The organism is Gemmobacter nectariphilus DSM 15620, assembly GCF_000429765.1.
GTDB classification, from domain to species: domain Bacteria; phylum Pseudomonadota; class Alphaproteobacteria; order Rhodobacterales; family Rhodobacteraceae; genus Wagnerdoeblera; species Wagnerdoeblera nectariphila.
On the sequence record NZ_AUCM01000011.1, the window covers coordinates 66,841 to 78,724 of the forward strand.

Consider the following 11,884-nt stretch of genomic DNA (forward strand, 5'->3'; position numbering starts at 1 on the left):
TGCCTTTTTCCAAATACCCCCGCCGGAGGCACGCCGCGCGGAACGCGCGGCGCCCGGCCCAAAGGGAGAAGCCGGGCTGGCCCGGCGTCCGACCTGCGGGAGAGCGCGGTCAGCCTTGCTTGAGCAGGCGCTGTTTCTGGCGGTTCCAGTCGCGCTTGGCCTCGGTGTCGCGCTTGTCGGCGACCTTCTTGCCCTTGGCCACGCCAAGTGCCAGTTTCACGATGCCGCGGTCGTTGAAGTACATCCGCAGCGGCACGATGGTCATTCCTTCGCGCCCGACGGCCTGCCACAGCCGCGACAACTCGCGCTTGGACACCAACAGCTTGCGCCGGCGCCGTTCCTCGTGCCCGAAGACGCCGGCCTGTTGCAGCGAGGCAATATAGCCGTTGATCAGCCACAGCTCGCCGCCTTCGACCGAGGCATAGCTTTCGGCGATGTTCGATTGCCCGGTGCGCAGCGCCTTGACCTCGGACCCGGTCAGCACGATGCCGGCCTCGATCTCGCTTTCGATGAAGTAATCGAAGCGGGCGCGGCGGTTCTCGGCAATCAGCTTGCTGTTGGGATCGTGTTTCTTCTGCATGACCGCTCCGAGATAGGCGAGCCATGCCCGCAAGTCCAGTGGCGCGCTTGTGCCGGGCCAATGCTGGTGCAAAGCTGCAAGCGTCAAGTGCAAGGGAGAACACCCATGGCCGTGGTCGCCGATCTGGATACGCTGGTGCGCGATGGCGTTCTGACGCCGGGGCAGGCCGACACCATCCGCGCGCGCTCGCGGGCGGCGATGATCACGCTGGCGGTCAATGTGCTGCTGGCCGGGGGCGTTCTGGCCGCCGCGGCCGGTCTGGTGGTTCTGCTGGCCGATACCGTGACGGTGGCCGGGGTCGGGCTGGCGCTGCTGGCCATCGGCGTGATCGTTCTGGCGTCCCTGGCGGCCACTTTGCGCATCTTTGGTCATGCCGCCGCGCTGATCGGTGCCGGAATGCTGATCGGCGGCGGCGTCACCGAAGCGCTGACCCGGCTGGAGCCTTCGGGCGCCGGGCTGGTCTTTCTGATGGCCGGGGCGGTTCTGGCACTGGTCGCCCTGGCCGCGCATCAGACCAGCCCCTCGGCCTTGCGCTTTGTCACCGGATTTCTGATCGTCGCCGGGGTCGGGCTGCATCTGGCCGGGCTTTATCTGCTGGGGCAAGCCCATGAGATCAGCGGCGCTCCCGTCATGCTGCTGAACCTTTACGCCGCGCTGCTGGTGGCCGGGGTGGGCTGGCTGGTGGATGTGCGGGCCCTGACGGCGCTGGCGATCGTGCCTTTTGCCCAGGCGCTGGACACTGGCACGTTCTATTTTCACGCTGCCTATGTGTTCTATTCGCCCGAACCCACGCTGAGCATTTTGCAAATGGCGGCCGCCATCGCGCTGTGCCTGTGGATCATGGCAAGGCGGCCCGAGCGGGACGAGCGCCACGCCGGCATGTTTGCCATCATGGCCTTCATCGTGGCGAACCTGTGCTTTCTGGTCGGCTCGCTCTGGGGTGATACGGTGGGCGAAAGTTTCGCAATGACGGCGCTGCGCGCGCAGCACCCGAACGACTGGGAGGCCGTCTGGGCCGGCCGCACCGCGTTCCACGACCATGCGCTGCATATTCCCGAAGGGGTCTTTTCGCTGGTCTGGGCCGCGTTGCTGGCTGCCTGCGCGATCTGGGCCGCACATACCTTGCGGCGCGGGCTGTTCAACGCGGCTGTCACCTTCGGGGCGATCCACGCCTATACCCAGGCGTTCGAGAGCTTTGGCGATCAGCCGCTGACCTGGGTGATCGGCGGGCTGGCGGCCATTCCTTTGGCCTGGGGGGTCTGGCGGCTGAATCAGCAGTTCGGCTGATCAGCCGCCCGTGCCGCGCAAAAGGGCCGTCACCGACACCGTCTTGCCCGGCGCCTGCCGGGCGCGATAGATCGCAACGCCCTCGACCACCCGCATGATATAGGTGCGGGTTTCGGTAAAGGGCACCATTTCCACCCAGTCCACCACGTCGACCGAAGCCTGCCGGGGGTCGCCGAATTCGGTCACCCAGGCGCGCGGCCGCCCTGGCCCCGCATTATAGCCCGCCGCCCGCAGCGCGATCGAGGGACCGAATTCCTCGGCCAGATGCGCCAGATAGGCCGAGCCCAGCGTCGCATTATAGGCCGGATCGGTGGTCAGCGACCCGGGCCGGTGCGGCAGGCCCAGCTTTTGCGCCATCAGCTTCGCCGTGCCCGGCATCAGCTGCATCAGCCCCAGCGCGCCGGCGGGCGAGACCGCCTCGGGCAACAGCTCGCTTTCGCGCCGCGCAATGGCCAAGGCCAGCGGCCGTTCCACCGCCAGCCCATCGGGCAACAGCGAGCGGTCAGGATCGGGGTAATAGATACCCGGCAGGATGATCCCGCGCGCAGCCGCCTGTTTGCCGATCAGCACCGCCAGATGCGCATCACCCTTGTCCAGTGCAAAGGCCCCCATGGCGGCCAGCCCCGCCGCATCCTGCCCTTCGGCCAGGTGCAGCAGGAACCGCCGCGCCAGCGCCGCATCGCCTGCCTTGTAAAGCAGCAGCGCCGCCTCGGTGACCGAGGCGTTCAGGAACGCCCCCTTGCGCCAGTCAGGTGCAGCCGGGGGCGAGACCAACGCCGCATCCAGCGGTTGCCCCAGTGCCTCGGCAGCCAGAAGCCCGTAATAGGCAGTCTGGTGCCGCGCCGCGCGGGCATAGGCGGCCTGCGATTCGTCCGTGCGGCCCAGGGCCTCCAGCGCGCGCGCCTGCCAATATTCGGACCGCGAGACCGAGATCGGCGTCGACACGATGTCACCCAGCGCCTGGAAATGCCGCAGGGCTGCGGCCGGATCCTTGTTGAACCGCAGCGCGATGAAGCCGGCCAGAAACTCCAGCTCTGCCCGGTCGCCACCGGCTTGCAGGTGGTGACTGGCGGCCACCAGTTCGGCCAGCTTGGGGTTGTCTTGGCGCAACAGGGCGCGGGCCAGGGTGGCGCGCCGGCCGGCCCAGGCCTCGGGCCGCCCCAGCAGTTCGGCCGAGCGCGAGCGTTCCATCAAGATCGCCGCCGCGCCTTCGGTCCGGCCCTTGCGGGCGCGCCATTCGAACCGGGCATGGGCAAGCCCTGCATCGGACTGCAGGGATTGGGGAACCAGCTCGATCAGCCGGTCCACCCCGTCGCGGTCCTCGCGCAGGGCCATGCGGGCCTCGGCCAGCCTCTGCCAGCCCGTATCCACCAGCGGCATCAGGCGCCGCGCCTCGGTGAAGCGGCCATCCCACAGCAGGTTGTCCATCCGCGCCTGATGCGCCTTCAGGTCCAGCGCCTTGCCCGCCTCGGCCAGCAGGGCGGCCTGTTCGGCATCGTCGAGGCGCAGGCTGACCCACAGGCGGCGCAGCATGGCATCGGCCTGATCGCCCTTGTCGCTGGCGCGCAGCGCGCGGGCCAGGGCCGCCGCACCATCCGCCGTTGCCGGATCGCGGGTGCCGAACCAGTCGATCACCCGCCCCGGCGTGGTCGAGCGAGCGACCGCGACCTCGCCCTTGGCCTGCAACAGCGGTAGCCCCGGCCAGTCGGGCCGGCGCTTGAGGAACGATTCGTAATCGCCCAGAAACCCCTCGCCCTCGCGCAGGCGCTGCCATTCGACCAGATCGGCCGCCACGGGCCCCAGGGGCGCCGCCGTGCTGGCCGCCGCTGCCCAATCCTTGCGCCCTGCCAGATCCAGCGCAGCGCGCAACGGATCGGTCTGCGCCAAGGCAGGCGACAGCGACAGCATGGCAGACAGGGCAAGGGCGGGCAGAACGGTCAGGGCGCGCATCATGGCGCCATTTTCCCCGGCCCGCACGGCAACCGCAACACACAAACCCGCCAGCCCCCCGCTTGGCAACGCCCCGTTGCGCGGCTAGGAAGGGCGCGTTCCAACCTCGGGCGATTCAGGCCCCATTCTCAAGGAGAGCGTGCCATGATCAAAGGCTCCATGCCTGCACTGGTGACGCCGTTCAAGAACGGCGAACTGGATCTGGATACGCTGAAGAAACTTGTCGAATGGCACATCGAGCAAGGCTCGACCGGCCTAGTTCCGGTGGGGACCACGGGCGAAAGCCCGACGCTGAGCCACGAAGAACACGAGACCGTCATCGAAACCGTGGTTCAGGCCGCCGCCGGCCGCGTGCCGGTGATCGCCGGTGCCGGGTCGAACAACACGGTCGAAGGCATCCGCCTGATCCGCTTTGCCGAAAAGGCCGGCGCCGATGCCGCGCTGGTGGTGACGCCCTATTACAACAAGCCGACCCAGGCCGGGCTGATCGCGCATTTCACCGCGATGCACGATGCCTGCAACCTGCCGATCGTGATCTACAACATCCCGCCGCGGTCGGTCATCGACATGACCCCGGCAACCATGGGCGAGCTGGCGAAACTGCCGCGCATCATCGGCGTCAAGGATGCCACCGGCAAGCTGGAACGTGTCAGCCAGCAGCGCATCACCTGCGGCCCCGACTTCATCCAGCTGTCGGGCGAAGATGCGACGGCGCTTGGCTTCAACGCCCATGGCGGCGTCGGCTGCATCTCGGTCACTGCGAACGTTGCGCCGAAACTGTGCGCCGAATTCCAGCAGGCCACCCTGCGGGGCGATTACAAGACCGCGCTGGACTATCAGGACCGCCTGATGCCGCTGCACGAGGCGATCTTCATCGAGCCGGGCCTGGTCGGCGCGAAATATGCGCTGTCGGTTCTGGGCCTGTGTTCCGACGAGGTGCGCCTGCCGCTGGTCGGCCTGACCGAGGGCACCAAGGACCGGATCAAGGCCGCGATGCGCCACGCCGGGCTGATCTGACAGCAGGATACGAAAAGGGGCGCCAGCGGCGCCCCTTTCCACCTCAGAACCGGAGGTTCACACCCAGCTTGACCTTCTGGGTTTCCACCTTGGACCCGCCAAAGGCCGCGACCTTGCCAAAGTCGGAATAGTTGTATTCGGCATAGCCGCTCAAACGGTCGTTGAACTTGCGCTCGACGCCCAGGCCCAGGGTGTAGCCATCCAGGTTGGCGCTGGTCGCCCCCGACTGGCCATCGGCCCAGGTATAACCGGCCAGCGCATAGGGCAGCCAGGGCCCGGCATCATACCCCAGACGGCCATAGACAGTCCCGGCCTTGCCAACCTCTGCAGCCGCGCCGGCGCCATTGCTGCCCTTGAGCTTGCCAAAGTCGTATTCGGCGCCCAGACCATACACGGTGCGCCCGGCCTGCCAGTCATAGCCGCCGCGCAGCGCACCACTTGCCCCCGAGGGATCGTCGACAAAGCCCGAGATCGGGTTCTTGCCCCAGTTCAGGTTGGCGCCGACATAGCCGCCTTGCCAGTTGCCAAAGCTCAACTGCGGTGCGGGCTGTTCGACCGGCGCCAGAACGGGTTCGGGCGCGGCTTGCACGGGGCCTCCAGCCTGGGCAGCGGCCCCGGTCGCCGTCAGGACGGCAGCGGACAGAAGGATATTTTTCATCTCATCACCTGTATCTTGCGCCTCGTCAGAAGCGTTGATCTGCGGCCCGGGTGCCAGGGCGGGGCGGCACATGTCTGCCAGCCCCGCGGGTGCCACGGCCGCGTCCGGCACAGCTAGGAAACCCTGACAGGCGGGCAAGGGTTCCGTAGATCAGGAAAAATTGATGTGGTTTTTCAAGCAAATAGCAGCGCATCCGGGCTGGGCGAAACCGGCAGGTTTCCGCCGGCCGGGCCTGCCTGCCGATCACGCCGGCGTGCGCCGCCTTGCACCGGAAGGCCTGCACCCTACCTGCGCGCGACCCCGGCAAACGGGTCCAGCGGATAGCCCACACCGGCCAGATACAGCCCCTGCGGCGGACAGACCGGGCCACAGGCCGCGCGGTCCCGCGCCTCCAGCGCGCGCTTCACATCCTCGGGCGCCCAAGCGCCGGCCCCGACCCGCTCCAGCGTTCCGACGATCGAGCGCACCTGGTTGTGCAGGAAACTGCGCGCGCGCAAGGCGATCCGCAGCTCGGTCCCCATCGGCACCGCAACTTCGGTGATGGTGATCTCGTCCAGCGATTTCACCGGGCTTTTCGCCTGGCACATCGTCGCGCGGAACGTCGTGAAATCATGCAGCCCGATCAGATGCGCCGCCCCCGCACGCATCGCCGCCACATCAAGCGGATGCGGCACCTGCCAGACAAGCCCCCGGTCATGCGTCGCCGGCGCGCGCCGGCACAGCAGGCGGAACATGTACCGCCGCTCTATGGCCGAGAACCGGGCGTGAAAGTCGGGGTCCACCTCGGCCACCGCCAGCACCGCGACCGGATCGGGCCGCAGATGGTGGTTCAGCGCGCCCTGCAGGCGGAACGGATCCCAGGTGCGCGTCAGATCGGCATGGGCCACCTGCCCCGTCGCATGCACCCCGGCATCCGTCCGCCCGGCCGCCGCCACGACCGGCGCCGCGCCATCAATCCGTGCCAGCGCCGCCTCGAGCGCGCCCTGCACCGAGGGCAGACCGCCAGCCTGCCGCTGCCAGCCGCAGAACGGCCCGCCATCATATTCCACCACAAAGGCATAGCGCGGCATCGGCGTTTCCTGCCCCCTCAGCTGTCCAGAACCATCCCGCGACGGGATGCCGAGTGTCCGCCATCGGTTCAAGACCCAATCGGCATGGGGTTTGCCCCCCGGTCTGCCCGCGCAACAGGCGCAACCGTCGCCCGTCTAGCCCGCGGGCCGGTCACGCGGCAAGGCCCTGCTTGACAGCCCCCGCCGGGGACGCCAAGCCTGCGGACATGCTGGACCTGCGCCCCGTCGGATATGTCATTGGCCTGCTGACCGCCACGCTTGGCGTTCTGATGCTGTTTCCCATGGCGCTGGATCTGGCCGCCGGAAACCCGAACTGGGCCGCCTTTGCCGAATCTGCTGCGGTGACCTTTGTCTGCGGGCTGCTTCTTGCACTTGCCTGCGCGAACGGGACCGGCAGCGGGCTGAGCCTGCGGCAATCCTTCGTGCTGACGACCGGCGTGTGGATCGTGCTGCCGGCCTTTGGCGCCCTGCCGCTGATGCTGGGGGCGCCGGGCGTCGGGCTGACGGATGCGATGTTCGAATCCATGTCGGGCATGACCACTACCGGCACCACGGTGCTGACCGGCCTCGACAGCCTGCCCCTGGGCACCAACCTGTGGCGCGCCATGCTGCAATGGCTGGGAGGGCTGGGCATCGTGGTCGTCGCGCTGATCTTCCTGCCCGTGATGAAGGTCGGCGGCATGCAGTTCTTCCGGGCCGAGGGGTTCGACACCCTTGGCAAGGTGCTGCCGCGCGCGCTGGATATCTCGTCGGCGCTTGTGCAGATCTATGTGCTGATCACGCTGGGCTGCGCCGCCACCTTCTGGCTGCTGGGGATGGATGGATACGAGGCGGTGATTCATGCGCTGTCCGCCGTCTCGACCGGGGGGTTTTCGAACCGCGACACGTCCTTCACCGAATTCTCCGACGCGCTGCATTATGCGGCGGCGGTGTTCATGATCCTGTCCACGCTGCCCTTCATCCGCTTCATCCAGCTGATGCAGGGCCACCCGCTGCCGATGTGGCAGGACGGGCAGGTGCGGGCCTATCTGCGCTGGACGCTCTATGCCATCGGCGCCATCGTCGCCTGGCGGGTTCTGGCCAATGGCGAACCCGTGCTTCACACGCTGCACGATTCGGTGTTCAACGTCGTCTCGATCTTCAGTGGCACCGGATATGGCAGCGGTGATGTGCTGCTTTGGGGGCACATGCCCTTTGTCGTGCTGCTGATCGTGGGGCTGATCGGTGGCTGCACATCGTCGACCGGCTGCTCGGTCAAGGTGTTCCGCTATCTGGTGATGTTCCAGGCGATCCGCACCCAGATCCGGCGGATCCTGATGCCCTTTTCGGTGCAGCCGGTGCGGCTGGACGGCCGGACGGTCGAGGAAGACGTCATCAACTCGGTCATCGTGTTCTTCGCCATGTTCGTGCTCAGCTTCGGGCTGCTGGCAGTGGCCCTGTCGATGACCGGCCTGCCGCCGCGCACCGCGCTGACGGCCGCCTGGACCTCGATCGCCGATATCGGGCCGGTCTGGGGGCCGATGGTTGGCCCGACCGGCGCGGTCGACGCCTTTCCCGCCAGCGCGAAATGGCTGCTGATCGCCGGAATGCTGGTCGGCAGGCTCGAGCTCTTGTCGGTCTACGTTCTGTTCACCGTACGGTTCTGGTCGCGCTAGGGTCGCCCTCGGGTTGGCCGATGCACCTGGCCCCGGCGTTGAATGGGTATTTGGAAAAAGGCAAAGACTGCGGGCAGAACGCAAGGCCCGATCGGTTGTCCGGGAGAGCCCCCGGCAGGCAACAGGGGGCCAGCCGCTTCTGTCTTTCGCCTTGATCCAAATATCCTCGGGGGTGAATGCGCGCTTGCGCGCAGAGGGGGCAGACGGCCCCCTTTCCCCCACAGGCCAGACAGGCCAACGCCAATCAGGAGCGAATGCCGACCGGACCTAGGCACGGGCGCCGCTTTCTGGCATACCGCCCCCGTTCCGCCACGAGGCCGCGATGCTCGATCAAGCCGACGACATTCACCCCCTGTTCTACGGTGCACCGAAATCCACCGAATTCCGCAAGCTGCGCAAGCGGCTGGTGCAGGAGGTGCGATCCGCCATCGAGACCTATGGCATGGTCGAACCGGGCGGACGCTGGCTGGTCTGCCTGTCGGGGGGCAAGGACAGCTACACCATGCTTGCCATCCTGCACGAGCTGAAATGGCGCGGACTTCTGCCGGTCGATCTGCTGGCGTGCAACCTGGATCAGGGGCAGCCGGGCTTTCCCGCGACCGTCCTGCCGGATTTCCTGACCCGGATGGGCGTTCCGCACCGGATCGAATATCAGGACACCTATTCGATCGTCGTCGACAAGGTTCCGCAAGGCCGCACCTATTGCGCGCTGTGTTCGCGGCTGCGGCGCGGCAACCTCTATCGCATCGCGCGCGAGGAAGGGTGCTCTGCCGTCGTGCTGGGCCATCACCGCGATGACATTCTGGAAACCTTCTTCATGAACCTCTTTCACGGCGGACGGCTGGCAACCATGCCGCCCAAGCTGCTGAACGAAGAGGGCGATCTGTTCGTCTATCGCCCGCTGGCCTTTGTGGCCGAGGCTGATTGCGACCGCTTTTCCCGCGCCATGAACTATCCGGTCATTCCGTGCGATCTGTGCGGCAGCCAGGACGGCCTGCAACGCATGCAGGTCAAGGGGATCCTGGACGAATGGGAGCGCCGCACGCCGGGGCGGCGCAACATCATGTTCCGCGCGCTGATGAACGCCCGCCCCTCGCATCTGCCGGACCCCGCGCTGTTCGACTTTCTGGGCCTTGCCCGGCGCGAGAGTGGCGCGGAACCCGCGCAATCTGAGGAAAATCCGCCGCAACTCAAGGGCGAGCCTTAAGGAACTGGTGAGCATGTCCGTCTAGCCTGACCGGGCCGGATCTGCCGGCGCCGACAGGGACGCCGATATGCCACTGCGCACCAACCTTCGCCGACTGCCCGCATTGATGCGATTCGCCCCTGGCCTTTTGCTGGCCGGGCCGCTTTTGTCCTTGCTGGCCTATTGGCTGGGGGGGGAACGGGGGCTGGTGGGCGGTGTTCTTGGCCTTACCCTGCTGGCGGTGGCGGCTGGATCGCTGATGCAGCGGCCCGGCGGGGGGCAGACGGGGGCGGCCTTTTCGCGCCACAGGTTCCTGACCGACCTGGACGAGCATCTGATCGTCTCGGATGCCGAGGGGTTGGGAACCGCCTGCATCGTCTTGCAATTCGACGATACGGCCACGCTGCTGGACCGCCACGGCCGCGCCACCCAATCCGAAGTGATCCGGCGCATTGGCGAGCGAATCGCCGATGCGCTGCGGCCCGGGGATTCGGTTCTGCCGCTGGACGGCGGCGGCTTTGCCGTCGCGCTGGCGCCGGTCCGTCGGCTGGATCTGGAAACGGCGGTCCAGATCGCAGCCCGGTTGCAGGGGATCGCGGCCGAGCCGGTGGCCATCGGGGGCAAGCGGCTGTTGCTGACCTGTTCGGCCGGCTTCTGCCTTGGCGCCCGCGCCGGACGGGCGGGGGCCGCCGCGCTGCTGGATGCCGCGCAGGTCGCCGCGGACGAGGCGCAGCGCCATGGCCCCGGCGCCCTGCGCGCCTATGCCCCCGGCATGGCCCGCAAACGCGCCGACCGCGATGCCCGCCGCGCCGAGCTGGAGGCCGCGCTGGACAGCGGGCAGATACAGGCATGGTTCCAGCCGCAGATCCGGGCTGACACCGGCGATGTTTCGGGGGTCGAGGCGCTGGCGCGCTGGCACCACCCCGATCGCGGGGTCATCTCTCCGGCGGAATTCCTGCCCCAGATCGCCGAAGCCGGGCTTTCCGAGCGGCTGTCAGAGGTGATGGTGTTTCACGCCTTCGCCGCCCTGACCCGTTGGGACAAGGCCGGGGTGCGGGTGCCGTCGGTCGGGGTCAACTTCTCGAACGACGAGCTGCGCAATCCGCGGCTGGCCGACAAGCTGAAATGGGAACTCGACCGTTTCGACCTGACGCCGGACCGGCTGTCGGTCGAGGTGCTGGAAACCGTGATGGCCACAGGCGATGCCGATGTGGCGGTGCGCAACATCACCGCGCTGGCGCGGCTGGGGTGCCGGATCGACCTGGACGATTTCGGCACCGGCCATACCTCGATCACCAATATCCGGCGATTTGCCGTGCATCGGCTGAAGATCGACCGCTCGTTTGTAGCCCGCATCGACGAAGACCCCGAACAACAGCGCATCGTCGCCGCCATCCTGTCGATGGCGGAACGGCTGGGCCTTGATACGCTGGCCGAGGGGGTAGAGACGCGCAGCGAATACACCCTGCTCGCCCAGCTTGGCTGCGGCCATGTTCAAGGCTTTGGCATCGGTCGCCCGATGCCCCAGGAACAGACGCTTGCCTGGCTGTCCGCGCACCAGGCGCGGACCCGGATTGTCTGGCAGGCCGGGAACAGTGGCCCGGCCTGACGCCGATCAGATCAGCCAGCGCGCGCGCAAGGATCCAATCGCATCGGCGCCCAGACCAAGGCCCGACACCAGATAGCCCGCCTCGCCGCCGTAATCGACATCCAGCCGCGCCCAGAAGGCCCGCAGATAATCCGGATCGGCAGCCAGCAGCGGTGCAAGCAATTCGGCTGGCGGAGGCTCGCGCCCCGGGTTGCGGGCGGCCATCGCATCAAAGATCGCATCGCGCGCCCGGTTGCTGGCGGTGTAGTCGGCCAGAATCTCCTCACGCGGAACGCCAAGCGCCGCCAGCAGCAGCGCCACGGCAACGCCCGTCCGGTCCTTGCCGATGGCGCATTGCACCAGCAGGCCGCCGCGGCAGCTGAGCGCCGCATCGAACACCGCGCGCAGCGAGGTGGCAAAGCGGCTGGGCATCCCGGAATAGACCTCGAACATCGCGGCGCGCACATCTTGCGGGGTGGCATTCGGATCACCGACAACGCGCGTCGCCTCGGACGGGTCGCTTTCGGGGGCAGCCATGGCCAGCGGGAAGCCGGCCGCCGGCAGGGGCGAGGGGAACTTCTTGTGTTCGCCCACGCTACGCAGATCGCAGACCGAGCCAAGGCCCAGCCATTGCAGCGTATCGGCCCCCGCATCGCTGAGCTGGTCAAAACCGCCCGAGCGGAACAGCCGCCCCGCGCGAATCCGGCGCCCGCCATCGCCAACCAACCCGGCAAGGCTGCGGAAGTTCAGGAACTGTGGAAACGTCTCTGGCTGCAACAACTGGCGCTGCGGCACCTGCAGCGGAATCGATACCTGGGTATTCATGCGGCAACTCCTGTCACATATGCGGCCAAATTCGGCCACATTGTCGCGTCTTTTCGCCTTAAAGATGC

At 67.4% G+C, this 11,884-nt stretch carries 10 protein-coding genes; 5 read left to right on the forward strand and 5 right to left on the reverse strand.

Annotated elements, in window-relative coordinates:
* Window positions 1-109: 109 nt before the first annotated feature.
* Window positions 110-580: an SsrA-binding protein SmpB gene (gene smpB, locus G481_RS0112665; RefSeq protein ID WP_028030372.1), complete on the reverse strand. Its 471-nt coding sequence runs from the start codon at window positions 578-580 to the stop codon at window positions 110-112.
* Between the two features lie 105 nt (window positions 581-685).
* Here smpB and G481_RS0112670 point away from each other — a divergent pair, with 105 nt between their 5' ends.
* Window positions 686-1,867, forward strand: a complete 1,182-nt coding sequence (locus G481_RS0112670; protein WP_028030373.1) for a hypothetical protein — start codon at window positions 686-688, stop codon at window positions 1,865-1,867.
* On the opposite strand, the gene G481_RS0112675 is transcribed toward G481_RS0112670, so the two are convergent.
* The gene (locus tag G481_RS0112675) at window positions 1,868-3,817 is read right to left on the reverse strand and encodes a lytic transglycosylase domain-containing protein (protein ID WP_245594965.1); all 1,950 of its coding nucleotides are present in this window, start codon (window positions 3,815-3,817) and stop codon (window positions 1,868-1,870) included.
* 144 nt (window positions 3,818-3,961) lie between these two features.
* On the opposite strand from G481_RS0112675, the gene dapA reads away from it, so the two are divergent.
* The gene (dapA, locus tag G481_RS0112680) at window positions 3,962-4,834 is read left to right on the forward strand and encodes a 4-hydroxy-tetrahydrodipicolinate synthase (RefSeq protein ID WP_028030375.1); all 873 of its coding nucleotides are present in this window, start codon (window positions 3,962-3,964) and stop codon (window positions 4,832-4,834) included.
* A gap of 43 nt (window positions 4,835-4,877) precedes the next feature.
* On the opposite strand, the gene G481_RS0112685 is transcribed toward dapA, so the two are convergent.
* Window positions 4,878-5,492, reverse strand: coding sequence for an outer membrane protein (locus tag G481_RS0112685; RefSeq protein WP_028030376.1), 615 nt, complete (start codon window positions 5,490-5,492; stop codon window positions 4,878-4,880).
* Window positions 5,493-5,776: 284 nt separating this feature from the next.
* Window positions 5,777-6,562 (reverse strand): tRNA pseudouridine(38-40) synthase TruA, encoded by a 786-nt coding sequence (gene truA, locus G481_RS0112690; protein ID WP_028030377.1) that lies wholly within the window; start codon window positions 6,560-6,562, stop codon window positions 5,777-5,779.
* 206 nt (window positions 6,563-6,768) lie between these two features.
* On the opposite strand from truA, the gene G481_RS0112695 reads away from it, so the two are divergent.
* The 3 genes from G481_RS0112695 to G481_RS23715 all read left to right on the forward strand — a co-directional run bounded on the left by G481_RS0112695 (window position 6,769) and on the right by G481_RS23715 (window position 11,012).
* A complete protein-coding gene (locus tag G481_RS0112695; RefSeq protein WP_028030378.1) occupies window positions 6,769-8,217 on the forward strand; it encodes a TrkH family potassium uptake protein in 1,449 nt (482 codons plus the stop codon).
* Between the two features lie 322 nt (window positions 8,218-8,539).
* Window positions 8,540-9,424, forward strand: a complete 885-nt coding sequence (gene ttcA / locus G481_RS0112700; RefSeq protein WP_028030379.1) for a tRNA 2-thiocytidine(32) synthetase TtcA — start codon at window positions 8,540-8,542, stop codon at window positions 9,422-9,424.
* A gap of 67 nt (window positions 9,425-9,491) precedes the next feature.
* Entirely contained in the window at window positions 9,492-11,012 is a 1,521-nt protein-coding gene (locus G481_RS23715) for a GGDEF domain-containing phosphodiesterase (RefSeq protein ID WP_035025986.1), read from the forward strand.
* A gap of 6 nt (window positions 11,013-11,018) precedes the next feature.
* Here the strand turns inward: G481_RS23715 and G481_RS23720 are convergent, their stop codons facing one another.
* Complete coding sequence (locus G481_RS23720; RefSeq protein WP_051294514.1) at window positions 11,019-11,816, reverse strand: tyrosine-protein phosphatase; 798 nt, start codon at window positions 11,814-11,816, stop codon at window positions 11,019-11,021.
* Between the last annotated feature and the right edge of the window lie 68 nt (window positions 11,817-11,884).